This is a genomic window from Pseudomonas sp. IT-P176, from assembly GCF_949767245.1.
GTDB lineage: Bacteria > Pseudomonadota > Gammaproteobacteria > Pseudomonadales > Pseudomonadaceae > Aquipseudomonas.
In genome coordinates, this window is the sequence record NZ_CATKPN010000112.1 from 14,074 (window position 1) to 34,779 (window position 20,706).

The window sequence follows — 20,706 nt, forward strand, 5'->3', positions numbered from 1 at the left end:
GCGGCACTTCAGCGTGCCACCACGCCGTCGGGACAGGGATGTTTGCACTTGATAAAACAAAAAATCTTCGCGGCATTGATCTTGATGGCTGCCACGGCCTATACGGTTTTCAATCTATTCAGCATGCTGACTTTCGGCTAGTCGCGACCGGTACAGGCAATTTAGGGGAGCCTATGAAAGATGACCTGAGGAACCAGGCGCTGACCAATTGGCGCAGGTTGTTCCTGATGCCGCCAAGCCTGATCAACGCCGAGGATCGTTACGACAAACTGCTGCTCGCCGCCGACCACATGGAGCGCACCCAACTGATCAGCAGTGATGAGTGGCGCGCTTTAGTCCAGCAGGCGGGCACTTCCTTTGCCAGCACCGCGCAATGCATGGGGGGGTCGGATCAGGACTGAAAAGCACCTGATTGCTGACGCCTGTGCGTCAGTAGCTGGCGGCCTGGCCGAGCGTGTTGTCCTGTGCGCCGGCCATGAGGTGCAGCGGCATCGGTGGTTGCTCATCGGTGCAGGTAATTTCCAGATTGCCCACCACCTGGGGCGCGCGCTCACTCAGTCGGGTCGACTCTTGTTCCAGTTCCTTGGCCATTTTCGCGTGGTTCGCTGCGATTTCAGAAAGAGTTGACACGATACATCTCCGATGACTGACCAAGCGTTTCGCTGGTGTCCTTGAACGTTAGATTGAATTAGCCCTGCGCGTCAGAATTTCGACGTTGTGCGGCGCTAGTGCGGGCCTGTGCAATCCCTAAGCCAGACAGTATAGGGCTAACCCCATGACTTATCGCTACGCGACGAATGGTGGGGGAGTTGCGTTAAACAATTGTGACTGAATTGCATGCGACCCTATTAACTGTTCGCGCACAGAGGGGCAGTCTGGCCCAGCGCATGACGGCTGGGCCAGCACTGCCGGCGGTCAGGCGGCGATTTTGCCGGCGCTTAGGTCTTTTTTGTACTGGGCCTTCATGGCTTCCATCTGTTTACCCAGTTCTTCGAGTGTGGCCTTGCCCAAGAGCTTTTTCGCCTGGGGAAACATCTCGGTTTCTTCTTCCTCGATGTGATGCTCCAGCAGTTCCTTGACTACCTTGGCCCGACCGGCGAATTCCGGGGTGGTGGGGTCGGTCAGCTTGAGGTCGGGCAATACCAGGGAATCGACTGTGCGGTGTTCTTCCTTGGCTTCGTAGTACATTTCGTCCTGCTCCTTGCCCCCGGCTTTCTTGAACGCGGGGTACAGGATGTCCTCTTCCAGGCGGGTGTGGATGGCGATCTCCATTTCCAGCTTGGCCACCAGTTCGGTGCGTTTTTTCACGGCGCGATCGGTCGACTCACTGAGTTGGGTGAGAATGGCTTTGACGCGTTCGTGGTCAGCTTGCAACAGGTCAATGGCGTTCATGCAGGTCACCTCTTTGGTCACGGGGGCATTGCGGTAGGTCTGTGCCTAGCGCGCAAACTCCCAATAGAGGTTGCAGGGCCTGTGCCAGCGGGATGATTTAATTAGTCATGTAAAATCAAAGGTATATGTGTCGGCTGGGCGCGTGATGCCATGCAGCTTGCACGAAATAGTGGGTTTCGCCATGCAAATAGCCCACCTGTCGTCTGGGACTGGATGTTCGACACGCCCTACGTCAGTCAGTGTGACACTGGCGAGTGCGCGGGCACGGCCTGGGGTTGGCTGCGGATGATCAGCAACCCGGCGGTTGCGATCACCAGTGGCACGATCAGCGCACTGTAGTAGCCCGATGGGCCGCCATGTTCGAGAAACCAGCCGCCACTCGCCGAGCCAATGATGGCGCCGACCCGACCCAAGGCAATCGCCCAGCCGGTGGCGGTGGCCCGCAAGGCGGTGGGGTAGGCCTGGGCGACCATGTAGTTGAGCACGATCTGCTGCCCGCCGATGCCCAGGCCTGCGGCGCCGGCGAGGATGAACACCAGCGACCAGTTGGTGCCGCTGTTGGCCATGCCCCAACTGATGGCGATGCCGAACAGGAACAGCGCCAGCAGCAACAGGCGAGCGTTGATTTTCGGCAGGATGATAGCCAGCGGAATCGCGCAGACCACGAACACCGTGTTCACCGCCACAGTGCCCATGGGCGCCTGTTCGGCGGGGAGTCCGGTGGCCTTGAGCACGGTCGGCAACCAGGACAGGAACATGAACCAGGCGACCCAGTTGAACAGGTAGATGGTCCAGATGCCGCAGGTGGTGCGCGCCAGGCCGCCGCTGAACAATGAGTTGACGCTGGTCTTGACCTCGACTTCGGGCACGCTGAAGGTGCTGTCTGCCGGCGTTTGACGTCCGCTGATGGTGGCGACAATACGTTCGATCCGCGCGCGCTGGCTGCCAAGGCGATGGCGGGTGAGAAAGTGCAGCGACTCCGGCAGCCAGATCATCAGCACCGCCAGCAGCACCAGCGGGGTGATTCCACCGACCAGGAAAATCCCCTGCCAGCCAATCACCGGGAGCATTTTGGCCGCGAGCAATCCACCGAGAATCGCGCCGGCAGGCAGGCCGAGCAGGACGGTGGTCATGATGGTGCCGCGGTTTTTCGCCGGCCCGTATTCCGCCGCCAGCGACAGCACCACTGGGGTCGCACCGCCCATGCCGAGACCGGCGATAAAGCGCAGAACCAGGATCTGCTCGGTGGTTTGCGCGAATGCGGTTGCCAGGGTGGCGCAGCCAAAGAGCGCCACGGCGCCGATGATGGTCGGGCGCCGGCCCAGCTTGTCGCCGAGCAGCCCCAGCGACATGGCGCCCAGCACCATGCCGACGATGCCCGCGGTGAGAATCGGCGCCAGAGCCCCGGGACCTAGCCCAAAGGCCTGGATAATCGACGGCCCGGTGAAGGCAATGGCCTGGGTATCAAATCCATCGAGGATCGCCACCAGGAAGCACAGGGTGAAAATCCGCCACTGAAAGGCGCTGAGGCGCGAGTCATCGATCAGTTCGGGTATTGAGTAGTGACTGCTCATGGGGGGCTCCGAGTGCTTTCTAGTTGTAGTTTTTTCAGGCGCACCTGCTGAGCGTCACGCTAAAGCCCGAGGGGGCGGGCGTCTAATATCAAATGGGTGCAGTACCATACCCTGTGGGTATGATGCTGTTTTGGTTGAATAATGCCTGGTTACTCTACTTTGTCAGTTAGTAGCAAAGTTAGTGGGTGGAAATTAACCGCGAAGTCGCGCTACTGTTGGCAACTAGTGGGTGCTTGAGCCAGGAGTTGTTAGATGTATATAAGATCCAATGTGTACCAGGTGTTCATGCAGCAATACCCGGATGCGCATTTTGTGACGGTTTACCATGAAAACGGCCGTGTTTCGGAAATTGCCTCTGGCAAGCGCGAGGGCAAAGTCGAGGTGGTTTTTGTCGGGACCTACGAAGCCACTGGCTGCCTGGTGGTCGAAAGCCGTATCACTGAAGACCCTTGGGGCCTGCCGGAAACGCTCTGCAGCGCAGGTCCCATGCATTACTACAGCATGGGTGCCGAACGCGCGATGACTCACGCCAACAGTCCGATCTGCACCAAGCGTTGAAGCCACAGCGCGTCTGAGGGTGCGGGCACCGGTCCGGTGTTTCGCGCAGAAAGTTGGGCAATACCCGAGGTTTGGACTATGGTCCACTGGGCTTAAGAATATTGTATTTATCATTTAAACCAGGAACTGGAATTCCGCTCGCAGCCTTCACATCGCTGCGCAGGTCACAAGGATCGTAAAATGCCCAATAGAACTGCACGCCTGACCATATTGATTGACCAGCCGACCAAGAAAGAACTTGAAGATCTTGCTGCGCTCTCTGACCTGACCACTTCGCAAGTTATTCGTAAGCTCATAAAAGACTATCTGGAAGCGTCCAGCAGCCAGCAGGTAATAACACCTGGACATTCTATCCAGTAGTTCGTTGGGTTCGGCGTACAGCCGTGGCCGCGGTCTTGTCTTGACCGCCGAGCCGCTGCCCGGCGTTGCGTGTCCCTGGCATTTTTGACGATCGGCAATCCGTCTTTTACGTAAAAAAAGTGTGGTTATTTAAGCACTTAGCTAAAAATTATTTCATTTTTCTACATGTAAATATCTTGTTACAAGTCGTCAGGTCGGGTTAATATCGCCCCGCGTTCACCACCACGGTTTATGCATTTTTAAGCCCCAAGTTTCCATCAGCTACTTGGGCTTTTTTTTGCCTGAAATTTGACCTTCAAACCCGGTGGTTGATATTCCCAGGCTCCATAAGGCCAGGACAAAAGGTTATTAGACCGTCCCATGGGCCTCTGCTAAAAAAGTAGCTGCACGGCAGTCGCCCCGCACACAGTAGGTCGACTCGCGACGTGCACTGCATGTCCATTTGCTCAAATGGAAATCGCCCAACATTGTGCTGGGCAACGATCAATGAGTCCGATGCCACCCTTCGGGTCAATTGCTGCGCCTCTGGCCAACTGCTCGCGCAACGCGCAAAGGGCTCATTGATCACTTTCTCTCCCGTCGCCCTTCCTCAGCCAGCTCTCCCGTTAGAATGACCGCACTTGAACAGGTGGATGGGTCATTGATGCGCAGAGAAATTGGCTATTGGCACCGGGAAGGGCGCGAGCTGTTCTATTACCTGGAATTCGACCCGCAGACTGCGCAGTTCTTCCTTACCTGCGAGCACAGGCCCGCCGGTGCTGAGATGAGCATCAGGCGCGTACCCTTGAGCGAAGCCCGCGGCGAGCGGTACTACGAGGATGCCCTGTTGATCATCAAGGAAGAGTTGTTCCGCGATTTCCGAATCCAAGCGCAATGACACGCGTATCCAGCCGCGATCAAGTCGGGCGATTAAGGTGCTACAGTTTTCCCGTGCACCTTATCCAGTCGTACCCAGAGACGGAGGTCATTGTCATGTTACTCAACAAGCCGGAACAGCAACTGCGGCGCGACCTGCAAGGCATTGCATCGGACCTGCGCTGGTCAGCGGTGGACATCAAGGCCATTGCCGAGCGACTGCACCAGGCCGGCAACCCGGTGGATGCGCAGGCGTTGCTGAGGATGTGCGAGGTATTCGAGAAAACCGAGGCGCGGCTCGTCAGCTACGCCAATGAAGTCAAGGCTCACAAAATCAATCTGAGCACCTGAGCGGGGGTTACCTGATGAGCGCTAAACCGACGATTGTGCTGGTCCATGGTTTTTGGGGTGGTGCGGCACATTGGAACAAAGTCATTGGCGAGCTGTTGCGCCTGGGGCATACGCGGATTCGCGCGGTGGAACTGCCGCTGACGTCACTGGCCGACGATGCCGAGCGCACTCGCAAGATGATCGCGCAGGAGCCGGGACCGGTGTTGCTGGTGGGTCACTCCTACGGCGGCGCAGTGATTTCCCAGGCGGGCAACCAGCCGAATGTCGCCGGCCTGGTGTTTATCGCCGCCTTTGCCCCGCAGGCGGGTGAGAGCCCCGGCGGCATCACCCAGGAACACTTGCCAGAGGCTGCTGCCAACCTGGCCCCCGACAGCGATGGCTACCTGTGGGTCAAGCCCGAGCTGTATCACCAGAGCTTTTGCCAGGACCTACCGGCCAGCGAAGGCCTGGTCATGGGCATCACGCAGAAGGCCCCGTTGGCCAGTACCTTCGGCGACACCGTCACTGATCCGGCCTGGCAACACAAACCCTCGTGGTATCAGATTTCCAGCGAGGACCGGATGATCTCGCCGCAAAACCAGACGCGCATGGCGGCGCGTTTGAACGCCAAGGCAGTGATCACCCTCAAGGCCAGTCACGCCTCGCTGGCCTCGATGCCAGTCGAAGTAGCCGCGTTGATCGACCAGGCCGCCAGCACCATCAGTCAAGACTGAGACTTCCCCCGCAGGAGTGGTCCTCCGCTTGCGGTGCCTGCTTGCGGTGCCCGCTTGCGGCGGCCGACTGCTCCCCCATGTCCCACGCCCGGACAAATTTCAGCTTGCAACTACTATTACTTTTGCCCAGGCCGGACAAATTCGATAAAGTTAACCATTAGGTCAACTTTTTCGGTTTGTCGGCCCTTCGCATCTTCAGGAAGGGTTTCTGTATGACCTGAATTTTCCAGAACACCATAACGACATGGACGGATTTCATAGCCGTCCAGAGGATGATCCATGTCCAACCGTGACATATCCCGGCGCTCCTTCCTGCAGGGCGGGTTGATCGCTGGCGTCAGCGTGACGCTGACACCGCTCAGCTCCCAGGCGCTGGCTGCCTTGATGGAAAACAGCGTGACCGTGCCGTCCGAGCAATGGCTTGGCAATAACGGCAAGGCCCGCATGCGCAACGACTCGCTGTCCAAGGTCTGCGGCAGCAAGGTTTTTGCCCGCGACATCCGTGCCAAGGACATGCCGGGCTGGCCCCAGCAGCAGGGCCACGCGATGCTGCTCAAGACCATTCGTGCCGACCGCATCTATGAAGGGTTCGACCTGGCGCTGCTGGGCGCAGACCTGCAACCCGATCGCATCGTCACCGCCCAGGACCTGGAGCAGGACGGCATTGTCTTCCCGGAAGACCACGCCCCCGATCCGTTGCTGCCGACCGGCAAGGTACCGATGTTCATCGGCCACCCGGTGGCGATCCTGATCTGGAACGACTTCGAGCGTTTCCGCCAGGCCAAGAACAAGCTCAAGTTCAATGACAAAGCAATCCGCTACGGTGCCCAGGCGCCGCTTTATACCCGCGACCCCTATGGCAGCTTCCGCTACGTGCGGGTGGGCGGTGCGACTTCGGCCGACGAAGACGAATTCGCCAGCCTCAAGGACTCGATCCTGTTCCCGATGATTCGCGAACGCCGCCCGGTATGGAATGCCCAGCCCAACGTGCACGGCAACCTGACCGAGCGCGGGCTGTTTTATGCCGAACGCATGCAGCAGCAACTGCAAACCCCGCCGGACGGCTGGATGGTCTTTGACGAGCGCTACAAGACGCCGTCCATCGAGCCTGCGGCCCTGGAACCGGACAACGGCAACGGCTGGTACGACCCGGCGACCAAGACCCTGCATTTTGTGGTCGCGACCCAGTGCCCACTGGAAGCCGCCTCGGAAACCGCGAAGATGATCGCGCCGTCGCGTTTCGGCCTTGCCGCGCTGAACATGCACCCCGGTTACACCGTGGGTTATGGCTCCAAGGACCACAACATCTTTGTCTACTACGCGGCCCTGGCAGCGTTGTATGGCAACGGTGTGCCGGTGCGCCTGGCAAACGACCGCTACGAGCAGTTCCAGAGCGGGATCAAGCGCCACCCGTTCGACATCCGCTACCAACTGGCGGTCGACAAGCAGGATCACAGCTTCAAGATTTTCCGCGCCGACATGACCGTCGACGGTGGCGGTCGGATCAACTACAGCCCTTCAGTGGCGGCAGTCGGTGCCACGGCGGCGCAGTCGATCTATTACATGCCACAGAACGACCTGCAAGTGACTGCCTACCACTCGCGCGGCGTTGAAGCCGGTTCCATGCGCGGCTACGGCACCTTGCAGAGCATGGCCGCGACCGAAATGATGGTCGACGAAATCGCCGATCGCCTCGGCATCGATGCCATCGACCTGCGCAAGAAAAACGTGTTGCTCTCGGGCATGAAAAACACCCAGGGCGCAGTGCCGGCCGGGGCCTTGCGCCTGCACGAGATTCTCGAGAAGGCTGCCGGTTTCGACCTGTGGAAAAACCGCAAGGCCTTGAAACTGGCCGAAGACGCCAAGGACCCTGACAACTGGTACGGGATCGGCTTTGCCATCTGCCAGAAAGACTTCGGCACCGGTTCGGAAGCGCCGATGGCCAGCATCGAGTTCACCGCCCAAGGGCATATCACCCTGCGCCACATCGGCATCGAGATCGGCACTGGCATGTCCACCTCCCAGGCCCTGGTGGTCGCCGACTTCCTCGGCAGCCCGGCCAGCGAAGTGAAGACCGGTGAAACCGAGTGGGACGAGCTGCAGCTGACCAGCAGCGGCAACCCCTACATCATGAGCCAGGCCGAGCAGGATAGCGTGCTGCGCAACCCACGCTGGGTCGGCAAGATTGCCTCGGCATCGTCGGCCACCAACTCGGCCTACTACTTCAGCCACGCCACCCGCGAAGCGGCGCGCGTGCTGTTCAACCACGGCCTGTGGCCTGCCGCTGTGGAAATCTGGCGCCAGGGACCGTTTGGCGGCCAGGCCAACCCCTACGTGGTACGCCGTGAAGATGCCCATTGGGTCGACGGCAAGCTGACGGCCAACGGCATGGAACCGCTGCCATTGGCAGTACTGGCCAAGCGTGCCCATGAACGTGGGCTGGTGACGGGCGCCACGGTGCATGGTTTCAACCGCTGGAGCTGGGCCGAGGCCGAGTACAACATCAACGGTGTGCGCGAACGCCTGCCGCTCGATGCGCTGGCCGTGAAGTATGGCGATGGTGCGCCGCAGGCGATCAAGGCGCAGATGAAGACCGCTGGTTTCCACCTGCTGGACCGCCAGAACGTGGTGTACCCGGCCACGCAATTGAACAACGCCGCCGTTACCTATTACAGCCCGGTGGCGACCATCGTCGAGCTGAAAGTCAACAAAGGTTCGGGCGAGGTGCAAGTGCTCAACCATCACTCCTGGCTGGAATGCGGCCGGGTGCTGGTGCCGGAACTGGTCAAGGGCCAGCTCGAGGGCGGGATCGCCATGGGCATCGGCCACGCGTTGCTGGAAGAAATGCCGTTGTACGAAGGTGGGCCAGGGGAGGGTGACTGGAACTTCAACCGTTACCGTCTGCCGCGGGCCAAGGATGTCGCGGTGTGGAAACAGACCTCGGAGATCCTCCCGCCGTTGTCGCCGAGCGACCCCTCCAAGGGCATCGCCGAGGTGGTGATGATCCCGGTAGTGGGCGCCATCGCCAACGCCGTGGCCCACGCCATCGGCAAACGGGTCCGTGACCTGCCTATCACTCCAGCGCGCATCAAGGAGGCCCTCAATGGCTAACCGTCCGCTCCAAATGACCCTCAACGGTCAAACCGTCGGTCCCGTCGAGGTCCCTGATGATCTGCCGATGATCGACTACCTGCACGAATACCGAAACCTTACCGGCTCGCGCCTGGGTTGCGGCCAGGGCATCTGCCACGCCTGTGTGGTGATCGTCGACAACCCCGACGGCACCAGCGAGGAAGTGCGCACCTGCATCACCGGCGCGCACTACTTCGAGGGTAAGAAGATCCGCACTATCGAGGGCCATGCGAGCCGCGACGAGGCGGGCAAGGTCACTGAGCTGAACCCGATCCAGCAGCGCTTCGTCGACGAATTCGCGTTCCAGTGCAGCTACTGCGCGCCGGGGTTCGTCAACGCCGCGACAGTGCTGGTGGAGAAACTGCAGCGCCAGCCGATCAAGCAAAGCCAGCTGGAAGCGGTGATCGAGGACAGCCTCGGCCACCACATCTGCCGCTGCACCGGCTACGTGCGCTATTACAGCGCCACGCGCAACGTGCTCAACGATCTTGGCCTGGTCAAGGAGGGTTGAGCATGAACCGACTACTTAGCGGCGTTGCCAGTGCCGTGAGCCTAGCGGTTGCGCTGCTGGCCAGCCAAGCGGTCCTGGCAGCGGACCCACAGCAGGTCAAGCAGGGCGAATACCTGGCGCGGGCGGCCGACTGCATGGCCTGCCACACCGCACCCGGTGGCGCACCTTATGCCGGCGGCCTGCCAATCGTCTCGCCGTTCGGCACCATTTATGGCACCAACATCACGCCGGACAAGGAGCACGGCATCGGCCTGTACAGCGATGACGAGTTCTTCGCCGCCTTGACCGAAGGCAAGCGACGCGACGGTGCCAACCTGTACCCGGCGATGCCGTACACCTCCTATCACCTGATGCCCCGTGCCGATTCCGACGCGATCCACGCGTACCTCAAGACCATCGCACCGATCAATCGCGCGGCACCGGTTACCAGCCTGAGCTTCCCATTCAACGTGCGCCTGGGCCTGATGGGCTGGAACATGCTCTACGGCAAGGACGTCAAGCTGGCCCCGGCCGAAGGCAAGGGCGAGGCGTGGCAGCGCGGCCAGTACATGGTCGACGTGCTCGGTCACTGTGGCGAATGCCACACCCCGCGCGGCTTGCCCGGCGCCATGCAGCAGGACAAACGCATGACCGGCGGCCTGCTCAACGGCTACCTGGCGCCGAGCCTGCTGGCCGATGACCTGGCGGCTCGCGGCTGGAACCACCAGGACCTGAGCTCGTTCCTCAAGCATGGCATGAGCGCCCAGGGCACGATGTTCAACGAGATGTTCCCGGTGTTCCACAACAGCACCCAGCACCTCAGCGACCCGGACCTGAAGGCCATGGCCACCTTCCTGCTGGGCGAGTTGCCACCGCAACCCAAGGTGCTCAGCGAGGTCACGCCGGACCAGCTCACTGCCAGCGCCCAGCGCGGTCGCCAGGACTACCTGAACGTCTGCGCCGGCTGCCACGGCGGCAATGGTGAAGGTAAACCGCACATCGCCGTGGCGATGCAAGGCAACACCACCTTGCGCCTGGAAGATCCACGCAACCTGTTGCGGGTGATCGAGGATGGGATTGGCGAGCAGCAGTTCTCGGGTTTCGAGCGCATGCAGCCGATGCCGGGCTTTGCCGACAAGTTGAGCACGCAGCAATCCACCGACCTGATCAACTACCTGCGTCAGGCCTGGGGCGGGCAACCGGCTGACCTGCTGATCAGTCAGATCGAACAACTGAAGGCAGAGGCTCCCGCGGAGCACAAGGCGCACTGACATGCAGCATCTTGACCTGCAAGTGATACGGCGCGCGCTGGCCTGGTCCAGCGCGGGCCAGCGTGTGTGGTTGTGCAGCGTGCTCAGCACCTACGGTTCGGCGCCTCGCGCGCCGGGCTCGATGCTGGCGGTCAACGACAGCGGGCACTGGATCGGTTCGCTGTCCGGTGGCTGCGTCGAGGACGATTTTCTCGAGCGCATGGCCGAAGGCTTGTTTGCCGAGGCCGTGAGCGTGGTGCGCTACGGCGAGGGCGATGATCCGCGCTCCCAGGTCAAACTGCCCTGTGGCGGACTGCTGGATGTACTGGTGGAAAGGCTCGAACCCGATTGCGAAGTCCAGGCGCACCTGCGTGAACTGGAATCCGCGCTATTGGGCCAGCGCCGGCTGATCCGTGAAGTCGACCTGCAAAGTGGTGCCCGCGGCCTGTTGGTCGACCGCGAGCACGGGCCACGCATCGAGCGCGAAATCGATCGGGTGCGGTTGCGTGTCGGGGCGGCTCAACGGCTGTTGCTCGCCGGTTACTCGAGCGTGGCGCATGCGTGCGCCGAGTTCGGGGTCGGCCTGGGGTTCGAGGTGATCCTCTGTGATCCGCGCGAGGAAGTGCTGGAGGGAGTGGTGCTGGAGCATGTGGAGATTCGCCGTCAGTTGCCATCGGTGTTCATTGCCCAGGGCGGTTGCCACAGCGACACGGCGGTGGTCGCCTTGACCCATGATCCGCGTATCGACGACCTGGCCATGATGGAAGCCGTACGCACCGAGGCGTTTTACATCGGGGTCATGGGTTCCCTGCAAACCTCGCAGAAACGCTTCGAGCGCCTGCGCCGGATCGGTGGTCTGGGGGAGGCCGAGTTGGCGCGGATTCACGCACCCATCGGCCTGAACCTGGGCAGCAAGACTCCGGCGGAGATCGCCTTGGCGGTGCTGGCCGACATTCTGCGGATTCGCAGCGGTATTGCCCGCGATCAACTCTGATCAAGGGCAGTCAGCCAACGACACACGGCCCTCAAAGCGCTCGGCTCAGCGGAAGCGTGGCAGGGGCCGATCCAGCGGTTTGAGCGAGGTCAGCGCGTTCTGGATCAGCGGCGCGTCCTTCTCGATATCTTGCAGGCGGTCGCGGATTTTCATCGCCGTCGGATGGCCGTCATGTTTGTCGACCCAATCGGCGATTTCCTTGCACGCCGCCGTCAGGCGCGTTTGGCGCGAGTCGAGCAACGTCAGCAGGGTGGTGATGGACTCTTTTTCGGACATGGAAAACACCTCCATTAGTCGAGAAACGTGGCAAAGGACAACACAACGCTCGCCAGGTGCATAACCTTGTGGGAGCGAGCCTGCTCGCGATGGACGTCAACGATAACGCGCGGGGCTTGATCAACCGCGTTGTTCTCGGGCTCATCGCTGCAAGTATAGACCCCGCCACAGAATGGGATTGTTGCCCCCATCAACTATAGATCCCGTTGCCAAACCTGCAAAAACCCCACGTGCTGTTCGTCGCCTGATTCAGCCCGGCGGCACCGGGCCGCCGTCTTGCAACTGCCAGCCGTGCGCGGTCCAGTGCAGGTGGTGGGTGGGTTGCAGGGCCTGGAGAAACTCGGCGTCATGGGAGGCGGCGATGAGCGCCCCGACAAAACCGCGCAAGGCCTGTTCCAGGGCCTGCACGGAGTCCAGGTCGAGGTGATTGGTGGGTTCGTCGAGCAGCAGCAATTGCGCGGGGGTATTGCCCCACGACGCGATCGCCAGGGCGGCCTTGAGGCGCTCGCCACCGCTGAGCTGGCCCGTGGGCAGGTGCACGCGTCGGGCATCCAGCTGCAAGTGAGCCAGGCGGCTGCGCACCGCCCCTTCGGACAGCGGGGTGTCCAGCAGATTCAACTGCTCGACCACCGAGCGCTCGGGGTCCAGCAACGCCAGGTGTTGATCCAGGTAGGCGCTGGGTACGTGGGTCTGGCACTGGCCGCTGACGGCGGCGCAGTGCCCGGCGAGCATTTTCAGCAGGGTCGATTTGCCGCAACCATTGGGGCCACTGAGCGCCACCCGCACCGGCCCTGCCAGCGTCAGGTCGAGCCGGCTGCCCGGCGTTTGCCGGGATAGCCATGGCAACTGCGCAGCCACCAGGGTAATGACTCGCCGGCTGTTGGGCAGCGCGGTGCCGGGCAAGGGGATCAGCACTGGCTCATCGTGAATCACTCGGGCATGGGCCTCGCGGACCTGCGCGTTGAGCTCGGTTTTGCAGGCTTGGTGGGCCTGTCGCACATGGCCCATGATCTCGCTGGCACGGCCTTTCATGGTGGCCCGTTCGAAGCGTGAGACATTGGCGGTCTGCGCGTGTTTGCGCGACCCGGCGGCGTGCCGCGAAATCGTGTCGTGTTCGCGCTGCAGGCGTTGCAGTTCTCGACGGCGCTGGTTGCGACTGTGCTCCAGTGCCGCGTGCGCCGCCGCTTGCACCACCGTGCGCTGTTGCAGGTAGGCCGTGTAGTTGCCACTGAATACCTGTACCCCCAAGGGCGACAGTTCGACGATGCGTTGCACGCTGTCGAGCAGGCTTCGGTCGTGACTGACCAGGATCAGGCCGCCGCGCCAGGCCGCCAGTTGCGCCATCAACCAGCGCCGTCCGGAAGCGTCCAGGTGGTTGCTCGGTTCATCCAGCACCAGCAACTCGGCCTGGCTGACCAAGGCGCCGATCAGGGCGATCCGTGCACGTTGACCACCACTGAGGGCGGCCATCGGCTGTTGCGCAGTCAGCCCGGTGAGGCCGGCCTGGGCGAGCATGGAGGCAAAGCGTTCGGCCAGGTCCCAGCGCTCGGCGACGTCGTCCAGGTCCTGGGCGCAGGCATTGCCGGCAGCCAGGCGGGCCAGCGCATCGAGTGTACTGGCTATGCCTGCTGCTTGGGCGACGGTCTGGCCGTCGACGCACAGGGGTTCCTGCGCCACATAGGCGACGCTGGCGTGGCAGTTCAAGGTTCCGGCGCTGGGTTGCAGCAGGCCGCTGATTAATCGGGCGAGTACCGATTTGCCGCTGCCGTTACGGCCGACAATGGCCGTCGGGCGTTGGTCGAGGGATAAATCCAGGGCGTCGAACAGGTGCTCGCCATCGGCGAACTGGAAGCTGAGTTGGTTCAGGGTAACGAGTGCAGGCAGACGCGTGACGTGAGTCATAGCACCTCCAAAAAATGTCGAAAAAGGCCAACAAGTGCCCGAGGCGGCTTGTTGCGCATACATTTTTGAAAGGCTTAGTTGTTCACGGCGAACGATCGTCCTGCTGCAGGAAAGGTGGCCAGCCTAGCGTAGATCGGCAAGGCCTTACAAGTCTTGTGGCTTTTGCGAGAGAGTTTGCAGGAACATCATCAGCCCGACCTCTTCGCGGCTCAGACGCTTGCGTTGGCGCGGCTTGGGCAGTTGCGCCAGGGTGCCGAGCAGGAAACTGTCGAGCACGGCGGGGTGGATGTAGCACTTGCGGCACACGGCTGGGGTGTTGCCCAGCTCCTTGGCGATGCGCTTGACCATCTCGACGATGTGTTGCTTGGCGTCGGTCGCCGACTCCCAGGGCAACTCGCGCAGCGCTGACAGGGCCAGGCTGCTGCCGGCCCAGGTGCGGTAATCCTTGGCGGTGAAGTCGCCCGCTGTCAGTTGATGCAGGTAGGCGTTGATGTCCGAGGAGGTCACGGTGCGCCGTTGCCCCTGTTCGTCCAGGTACTGGAACAGGTCTTGCCCGGGGAGTTCCAGGCAGCGCTTGATGATCCGTGCCAGGCGCCGGTCCTTGACGGTGATCTGGTGTTCGATGCCGCTCTTGCCGCGAAACTGGAAGGCGATCGCGCTGCCGTTCAGCGACACGTGGCGGGTGCGCATGGTGGTCAGGCCGTAGGAGCGGTTCTGCCGGGCATATTGGCTGTTGCCGACGCGGATCAGGGTGGTGTCGAGCAGGCTGATGACCGTGGCCATGACCTTGTCGCGGCCATGGCCGGGGCTTGCCAGTTGCGCCTCCAGCTGGCGGCGCAGCTTGGGCAGTGCCAGGCCGAACTCCAGCAGGCGCGAATACTTGTCGCCATCGCGCACTTCGCGCCAGCGCGGGTGATAGCGGTATTGCTTGCGCCCCCGGGCATCGCGGCCGGTGGCCTGCAGATGGCCCTGGGGATCGGCACAGATCCACACGTCGGTGTAGGCGGGAGGCACGGCGAGGGCGTTGAGGCGCTTGATTTGCGCGGGGTCGGTAATGCGCTGGCCAGCCACATCGAGATAACAGAACTTGCCGCGCAGGATTTTGCGGCGGATGCCCGGCTGCGTGTCATCGACATAGTGCAGGTCCGGTGGCAGCGAGTCGGCTGGGGTGAGATCCGGCATGGCGCAGGGTCCTTGGGCGGGCTGGTATAGCCATTGACCGCAGGCGTCGGCGGTCGTGCCAAAGGGTTTACGCCAGTACGGCCACGGCCTTGATCTGCGCCCACAACGCCTGGCCCGGATGCAGCTGCAGGTGGTCCCGGGAAAAGCGTGTGATGCGCGCCAGCAGGGGTGTGCCGGCGACGTCCAGGCGCACCAGCACATGGGCGGCGTTGTCGGCGGCAATTTCGCTGACCACCGTCACCGGCAGGCGATTGAGGATGCTGCTCTGTTCGCCGGCGTGCAGGCTCAGGCTGACGTCGCGGGCCTGGACCTTGAAGCGCAGTTGCTTGCCCAGGGCCAGCGGTAGATGGGCCACGCGCACGCTCAATTGACTGTTGGGCAGTTGCAGGGTCAGCAGTTGATAGTCGAGGTTGTAATCGCTGACCTGGCCGTCGATCACCACGCCGGCATCGTCGCCCAGGGCCAGCGGCAGGTCGAGCCGAGCCAGGGTTTCGCCCACAGGGCCACTGGCCAGGGCCTTGCCGGCACTGAGCAGGACGATATGGTCGGCCAGGCGCGCGACCTCATCCTGGGAATGGCTGACGTAGAGCACCGGGATTTCCAGTTCGTCGTGCAGCCGTTCGAGGTACGGCAGGATTTCGCTTTTGCGCTGGGAATCCAGGGCCGCCAGGGGCTCGTCCATCAGCAACAACCGTGGGCTGGTGAGCAACGCCCGGGCGATGCCGACGCGCTGGCGCTCACCGCCGGAGAGGTGTTGCGGATGGCGATCGAGCAGGTGGCCGATCCCCAGCAACTCAGTGGCGTGGGCCATGTCGACCCGGCGTTGCGCACGAGGAATGCGCCGCCAGCCGAACTCCAGGTTGGCCAGCACCGACAGGTGGGGAAACAGGCTGGCTTCCTGGAACACATAACCCAGCGCCCGCTTGTGGGGAGGCACGAACCGTTTGTGGTGGCTGTCTTGCCAGACTTCGTCGTTGATCTGCACAAAGCCCTGTTCGGCGCGTTCCAGCCCGGCGATGCAACGCAGGCAGGTGGTCTTGCCGGAACCCGAGTGGCCATACAGTGCAGTCACGCCGCGCCCGGGCAGGTCGAGGTCGACATCCAGGGAAAAGTCCGGGTAGTGCAGTTGCAGGCGTACGTGAATCGCGTCGCTCATCGGTCAGCTCCAGCCGGCTTTGGTCTTGCGACTGGAATACAGCGCCAGCAACACCAGGAACGAGAACACCAGCATTGCCCCGGCGAGCCAATGGGCCTGGGCATACTCCATGGCCTCGACGTGGTCGTAGATCTGCACCGACACCACTCGGGTCTTGTCCGGGATGTTGCCGCCGATCATCAGCACCACGCCGAACTCACCCACGGTGTGGGCAAAACCGAGAATTGCGGCGGTGATGAAGCCGGGGCGCGCCAGGGGCAGGATCACCGTGAAAAAGGTGTCCCAAGGGTTGGCGCGCAAGGTCGCCGCCACCTCCAGCGGGCGAGTGCCGATCGCTGAAAAGGCATTTTGCAGCGGCTGGACCACGAAGGGCATGGAATAGATCACGGAGCCGATCACCAGGCCGGTAAAGCTGAAGGTAAGTGTGCCCAGGCCCAGGGCCTGGGTGAACTGGCCGAGAAAGCCGTTGGGGCCCAGGGTCAGCAGCAGGTAGAAGCCGATGACGGTGGGGGGCAGCACCAGGGGCAGGGCGACGATTGCCCCGACCGGGCCGCGCAACCAGGAGCGGGTGCGCGACAGCCATAACGCGATGGGAGTGCCGATGATCAGCAAAATCACGGTCGTCAGGGACGCCAGCTTGAAGGTCAGCCAGATGGCGGCGAAATCGGCACTCGATAAGGTCATTTAGAGCTGGTAACCATAGGACTGGATGATGGCCGCGGCTTTAGGGCCCTTGAGGTAGTCAACCAGGGCCTTGGCGGCCGGGTTGTCCTTGCCTTTGTTGAGGATGACTGCGTCCTGCTTGATCGGATCATGCATCTCGGCCGGCACGATCCACGCCGAACCGCCGGTGACTTTGCCGTCTTTATAGATCTGCGACAAGGCGACGAAGCCGATTTGTGCATTGCCGGTGGAGACGAACTGGTAGGCCTGGGTGATGTTCTGGCCTTCGACGATCTTGGCCTTGACCTTGTCGGTCAGGCCCAGTTTGGCCAGGACCTGGGTCGCGGCCAGGCCGTAGGGCGCGGCTTTCGGGTTGGCGATGGACAGGTGCTGGTACTGGTTGTCGGCGAGCACCTGGCCCTTGGCGTCGACGTAACCCGCTTTGGCTGACCACAGCGCCAGGGTGCCGATGGCGTAGGTGAAACGCGAGCCCTTGACGATGTCGCCTTCGTTTTCGAGTTTTTGCGCAGTGCTGTCGTCCGCCGCCAGGAACACCTCAAACGGCGCGCCGTTCTTGATCTGGGTATAGAACTGGCCCGTGGCGCCATAAGCGGCCACCAGCTTGTGCCCGGTGTCTTTCTCGAAGTCGGCGGCAATTGCCTGGATCGGCGCGGTGAAGTTGGCCGCCACCGCCACCTGGACCTCATCGGCGTGTGCCGAACCCAGGGCCAACACGGCGATCAGGGACGCCAGGCAAGTAGGTGCGAAACGTGAGACACGAATAGTCATGAAGCGGCTCCGAGAGGGGGTGGTGAAACGCTGTATAGCTGAATATATAGCGAATCAGCGACGAACGGAACTCTCCCAGGCGCGATGGTCACGAAGTTGTATACAATTTTCTTGCCGCGCCGCGCCTTTGTAGCAGCTGCCGAGCCCGCGAGGCTGCGTTAACGGCCGCAGGCCGTTCATTGGACTTGGCAATACCCACTGGGGGTCGCTGCGCAACCCAACCCAACGCAGCCTGCGGCAGCTGCTACGGGACCTTAGCGGCGGGTCAGCAGGGCCAACGCTTCTTCGGCCAGGCGCCGGGTCAGTTCGCCGGTGGGCAGTTCGATGCCCAGGTGCACGGCTTGGCCGGCCCACAGGTTGCTGAAGTCCGCTTCGCCCTGGGCGCGCAACGGCAGCAACGCGCCACCGGCCAGCGGGAAGGCCGGGGCTTGGGCGCAGATCGGGCCGAGTTCGCGCATGACCCGATTGATAATGCCGCGGGCCGGGCGCCCGGTGAAAATGTTGGTGAGCGCGGTGTCGCTGTCCTTGGCGGTCCGCAAGGCGCGGTAGTGCGAGGCGCTGACCTTGGCTTGCGGGGTGAACAGGTAGGCGGTGCCCAGTTGCACGGCCGAGGCGCCGAGGGCGAACGCCGCCGCAATCGCGCGGGCATCGCCAATGCCGCCGGCAGCGATCACCGGCACGCTGACCGCGTCGACCACCTGCGGCACCAGGGCCAAGGTACCGACCTGGCTGCTCAGGTCCTCGCTGAGGAACATCCCGCGATGGCCGCCGGCCTCGTAGCCCATGGCGATGATCGCATCACAGCCATGCTGTTGCAGCCAGATTGCCTCATCGACCGTGGTCGCCGACGACAGCACTTTGGCGCCGGTGGCCTTGACCCGTTCGAGCAGGGATTTTTCCGGCAGGCCGAAGTGAAAGCTCACCACTTTCGGGCGAAATTCCTCGACCACCGCACACGCGGCAGCGTCGAAGGGCGCGCGGTTGGAGACCGGCGTCGGCGCCTCGAAATCCACCCCGAGTTCACGGTAGTAGGGTTCCAGCAGCTGTTTCCATTGCTGCGCGCGTAACTCGTCGGCTACCGGCGGTTGATGACAGAAGAAGTTCACATTGAACGGGCGCTGGCTGTGCTGGCCAATGATCGTCAGTTCTTCGCGCAACTGCTCGACACTCAGCATCGCTGCCGGCATCGAGCCCAGACCGCCGGCGTTGCTGGCCTCGATGACCATGGCCGAGCCGGTCGCGCCGGCCATGGGGGCCTGGATGATCGGCAACTCGATGCCGAGCAGGTCAAGAATGCGAGTGTCTGGCCATTGGCTCATCAGCAGTGCGCTCCGGTTGAAAATCGGGTGGGAGGGCTTGGCATCTTCAACTGCCAGCCATTGGCGGTCTTTGGGTCGAAGCCGTCGCCGAGGGCGAAAATCATAAACTTCTCGTGTAACGTCGGTGATGAATTTTTAACTGTTTGATCAAGGAGGATGGGTTCATGAGCATCAAACAACTGGAAGTGCTGCCGTTTAATGTGTCGGGTTTGCGTGTGCGCACGCTCAACGCGGCCGAGCAACAGACGGCTACTGCGCGTATCGGACCGATGTGGGGGCGTTTTTTTAGCGAAGGCCTGTACGAAAAAATACCGGGTAAAACCCCCGACTCCCTGGTGTATGGCGTGTACAGCAACTATGAGTCGGACGCGAGCGGCTCGTTTGATGTGCTGGCCGGGGTCAGGGTCAGTGAGCCCGCGACTGAATACCCAAGCATCGAGGTGCAAGGCGGGCAATACCTGGTGTTCGATGCCCAGGGTGCGATGCCGGGCGCAGTGATCGAGGCCTGGGGCCGGGTGTGGGAGTACTTTGAGGCGCATCCACAGATCAAGCGCCGCTTCGCCACTGATTTCGAGGCCTACACCGGTCCCGACAGCGTGGCGGTGCACATCGGGATTTTCTAGGGCTGGTTTTCCCGCGCGAGCAATTGCCGCTTGCGCTCCACTCCCCAGCGGTAGCCCGAGAGCTCGCCGTCGCTGCGTACCACCCGGTGGCAGGGAATCGCCACCGCCAGGTGGTTGGCGCCGCAGGCCTGGGCCACCGCGCGAAAGGCCTTGGGCGCTCCGATCCGCTGGGCGATTTCGGCGTAGCTGGCGGTACTGCCCGGCGGAATCTCGCGCAGGGCCATCCATACTCGCTCCTGAAAGGCCGTGCCACGCACATCCAGCGGCAAGTCCAGGCCGAGGGCGGGCGCTTCGATAAACCCGACGACTTGGGCCACCCAATGCTCGAAGTCCGGCTCGGCGCCGATCAACGTTGCCTGGCTAAAGCGCTGCTGCAGGTCTTCGACCAGTGCGTTGGGGTCGTCGCCGAGGAGAATCGCACACACCCCACGTTCACTGCGCGCCACCAGGATTGCTCCCAGGGAGCATTGGCCGACGGCAAAGCGGATCTCGGTGTTCTGCCCCGAGGCGCGGTAGTCGCTGGGTTTCATGCCGAGCAAATGGTCGGCAGATTCATAAAAGCGGCTGTTGGAGTTGAAGCCGGCGTCGTATAGCGCCGCGGTCACGGAGTCGGCGGACTCCAGCCGTTCACGCACCCGCCGCGAACGCTGGGCGGTGGCGTAGCCCTTGGGCGTGAGACCGGTGACGGCCTTGAACACCCGATGAAAATGAAACGGGCTCAGGTTTGCGCTGGCCGCCAGCTCGCCGAGGCTGGGTGGGCTCTCGGCCTGCTCGATCTGCCGGCACGCAGCAGCCACCAGGGTCGCATGCTGGGTGGCGACCAGGGACTGGTCCGCCGCGGCCCGCTTGCTGGCGCGAAAACCCGCGGCCAGGGCTTGCTCCTCAGTGTCGAAGAACACCACGTTCTGTGGTTTGGGCAGGCGTGCCAGGCTGCTGGGGCGGCAGTAGATCCCGGTGGTCTTGACCCCGTAGACGAACTGCCCGTCGGCGCGCGGGTCGCGGGCCACTACCGCTGCCCAGCGCGGGTCTTGTTCGATACTGTGTTTGGCTTGGGACATGACACGCCACCCCGTGAAGATTTGCCTCAGGGTAACCGCTGCAACGGCGCAGGGCACTCGGTGGCTTGC

At 62.3% G+C, this 20,706-nt stretch carries 22 protein-coding genes; 11 read left to right on the forward strand and 11 right to left on the reverse strand.

Annotated elements, in window-relative coordinates:
- Positions 1–38: 38 nt before the first annotated feature.
- Positions 39–401, forward strand: a complete 363-nt coding sequence (locus tag ACM6IP_RS25260) for a hypothetical protein (protein ID WP_414862532.1) — start codon at positions 39–41, stop codon at positions 399–401.
- A 28-nt stretch (positions 402–429) separates the two neighbouring features.
- On the opposite strand, the gene ACM6IP_RS25265 is transcribed toward ACM6IP_RS25260, so the two are convergent.
- The 3 genes from ACM6IP_RS25265 to ACM6IP_RS25275 all read right to left on the reverse strand — a co-directional run bounded on the left by ACM6IP_RS25265 (position 430) and on the right by ACM6IP_RS25275 (position 2,966).
- Positions 430–630 carry a hypothetical protein gene (locus ACM6IP_RS25265; protein ID WP_095168509.1) on the reverse strand — a complete coding sequence of 67 codons (201 nt, stop codon included), beginning with the start codon at positions 628–630 and terminating at the stop codon, positions 430–432.
- Between the two features lie 285 nt (positions 631–915).
- Positions 916–1,392, reverse strand: a complete 477-nt coding sequence (locus ACM6IP_RS25270) for a hemerythrin domain-containing protein (RefSeq protein ID WP_414862533.1) — start codon at positions 1,390–1,392, stop codon at positions 916–918.
- Between the two features lie 236 nt (positions 1,393–1,628).
- Positions 1,629–2,966 carry an MFS transporter gene (locus tag ACM6IP_RS25275; protein ID WP_414862534.1) on the reverse strand — a complete coding sequence of 446 codons (1,338 nt, stop codon included), beginning with the start codon at positions 2,964–2,966 and terminating at the stop codon, positions 1,629–1,631.
- 252 nt (positions 2,967–3,218) lie between these two features.
- Here ACM6IP_RS25275 and ACM6IP_RS25280 point away from each other — a divergent pair, with 252 nt between their 5' ends.
- From ACM6IP_RS25280 to ACM6IP_RS25320, 9 genes are all read left to right on the forward strand, one after another.
- Positions 3,219–3,524: a hypothetical protein gene (locus tag ACM6IP_RS25280; RefSeq protein WP_414862535.1), complete on the forward strand. Its 306-nt coding sequence runs from the start codon at positions 3,219–3,221 to the stop codon at positions 3,522–3,524.
- Between the two features lie 180 nt (positions 3,525–3,704).
- Positions 3,705–3,884 carry a ribbon-helix-helix protein, CopG family gene (locus tag ACM6IP_RS25285; RefSeq protein WP_414862536.1) on the forward strand — a complete coding sequence of 60 codons (180 nt, stop codon included), beginning with the start codon at positions 3,705–3,707 and terminating at the stop codon, positions 3,882–3,884.
- A 643-nt stretch (positions 3,885–4,527) separates the two neighbouring features.
- On the forward strand, positions 4,528–4,761 hold the full coding sequence (locus ACM6IP_RS25290) for a hypothetical protein (protein ID WP_095168500.1): 234 nt from the start codon (positions 4,528–4,530) through the stop codon (positions 4,759–4,761).
- Between the two features lie 95 nt (positions 4,762–4,856).
- Positions 4,857–5,090 (forward strand): hypothetical protein, encoded by a 234-nt coding sequence (locus ACM6IP_RS25295; RefSeq protein WP_095168498.1) that lies wholly within the window; start codon positions 4,857–4,859, stop codon positions 5,088–5,090.
- A 14-nt stretch (positions 5,091–5,104) separates the two neighbouring features.
- Positions 5,105–5,803 carry an alpha/beta hydrolase gene (locus tag ACM6IP_RS25300; RefSeq protein ID WP_095168497.1) on the forward strand — a complete coding sequence of 233 codons (699 nt, stop codon included), beginning with the start codon at positions 5,105–5,107 and terminating at the stop codon, positions 5,801–5,803.
- A 279-nt stretch (positions 5,804–6,082) separates the two neighbouring features.
- Positions 6,083–8,914 (forward strand): xanthine dehydrogenase family protein molybdopterin-binding subunit, encoded by a 2,832-nt coding sequence (locus ACM6IP_RS25305; RefSeq protein ID WP_414862537.1) that lies wholly within the window; start codon positions 6,083–6,085, stop codon positions 8,912–8,914.
- A complete protein-coding gene (locus ACM6IP_RS25310) occupies positions 8,907–9,446 on the forward strand; it encodes a (2Fe-2S)-binding protein (protein ID WP_414862538.1) in 540 nt (179 codons plus the stop codon). The genes ACM6IP_RS25305 and ACM6IP_RS25310 overlap by 8 nt, the downstream gene beginning before the upstream one ends.
- A gap of 2 nt (positions 9,447–9,448) precedes the next feature.
- Positions 9,449–10,696: a c-type cytochrome gene (locus tag ACM6IP_RS25315; protein ID WP_414862539.1), complete on the forward strand. Its 1,248-nt coding sequence runs from the start codon at positions 9,449–9,451 to the stop codon at positions 10,694–10,696.
- 1 nt (position 10,697) lies between these two features.
- The gene (locus ACM6IP_RS25320) at positions 10,698–11,669 is read left to right on the forward strand and encodes an XdhC family protein (RefSeq protein WP_095168491.1); all 972 of its coding nucleotides are present in this window, start codon (positions 10,698–10,700) and stop codon (positions 11,667–11,669) included.
- 45 nt (positions 11,670–11,714) lie between these two features.
- Here the strand turns inward: ACM6IP_RS25320 and ACM6IP_RS25325 are convergent, their stop codons facing one another.
- The 7 genes from ACM6IP_RS25325 to ACM6IP_RS25355 form a co-directional block, all read right to left on the reverse strand.
- A complete protein-coding gene (locus ACM6IP_RS25325; RefSeq protein WP_095168489.1) occupies positions 11,715–11,945 on the reverse strand; it encodes a hypothetical protein in 231 nt (76 codons plus the stop codon).
- A 249-nt stretch (positions 11,946–12,194) separates the two neighbouring features.
- Positions 12,195–13,847, reverse strand: coding sequence for an ABC-F family ATP-binding cassette domain-containing protein (locus ACM6IP_RS25330; protein WP_414862540.1), 1,653 nt, complete (start codon positions 13,845–13,847; stop codon positions 12,195–12,197).
- A gap of 144 nt (positions 13,848–13,991) precedes the next feature.
- Positions 13,992–15,029 (reverse strand): DNA topoisomerase IB, encoded by a 1,038-nt coding sequence (locus ACM6IP_RS25335; RefSeq protein ID WP_095168486.1) that lies wholly within the window; start codon positions 15,027–15,029, stop codon positions 13,992–13,994.
- Positions 15,030–15,096: 67 nt separating this feature from the next.
- On the reverse strand, positions 15,097–16,185 hold the full coding sequence (gene modC / locus ACM6IP_RS25340; RefSeq protein WP_414862541.1) for a molybdenum ABC transporter ATP-binding protein: 1,089 nt from the start codon (positions 16,183–16,185) through the stop codon (positions 15,097–15,099).
- Positions 16,186–16,188: 3 nt separating this feature from the next.
- Positions 16,189–16,869, reverse strand: coding sequence for a molybdate ABC transporter permease subunit (modB, locus tag ACM6IP_RS25345; protein ID WP_159995503.1), 681 nt, complete (start codon positions 16,867–16,869; stop codon positions 16,189–16,191).
- Positions 16,870–17,637, reverse strand: coding sequence for a molybdate ABC transporter substrate-binding protein (modA, locus tag ACM6IP_RS25350; RefSeq protein WP_095168480.1), 768 nt, complete (start codon positions 17,635–17,637; stop codon positions 16,870–16,872).
- A 254-nt stretch (positions 17,638–17,891) separates the two neighbouring features.
- Positions 17,892–18,956, reverse strand: a complete 1,065-nt coding sequence (locus ACM6IP_RS25355; protein WP_095168478.1) for an NAD(P)H-dependent flavin oxidoreductase — start codon at positions 18,954–18,956, stop codon at positions 17,892–17,894.
- A gap of 164 nt (positions 18,957–19,120) precedes the next feature.
- Here ACM6IP_RS25355 and ACM6IP_RS25360 point away from each other — a divergent pair, with 164 nt between their 5' ends.
- Complete coding sequence (locus tag ACM6IP_RS25360) at positions 19,121–19,579, forward strand: GyrI-like domain-containing protein (RefSeq protein WP_414862542.1); 459 nt, start codon at positions 19,121–19,123, stop codon at positions 19,577–19,579.
- On the opposite strand, the gene ada is transcribed toward ACM6IP_RS25360, so the two are convergent.
- Positions 19,576–20,637: a bifunctional DNA-binding transcriptional regulator/O6-methylguanine-DNA methyltransferase Ada gene (gene ada, locus ACM6IP_RS25365; protein WP_414862543.1), complete on the reverse strand. Its 1,062-nt coding sequence runs from the start codon at positions 20,635–20,637 to the stop codon at positions 19,576–19,578. The genes ACM6IP_RS25360 and ada overlap by 4 nt on opposite strands.
- Positions 20,638–20,706: the final 69 nt, after the last annotated feature.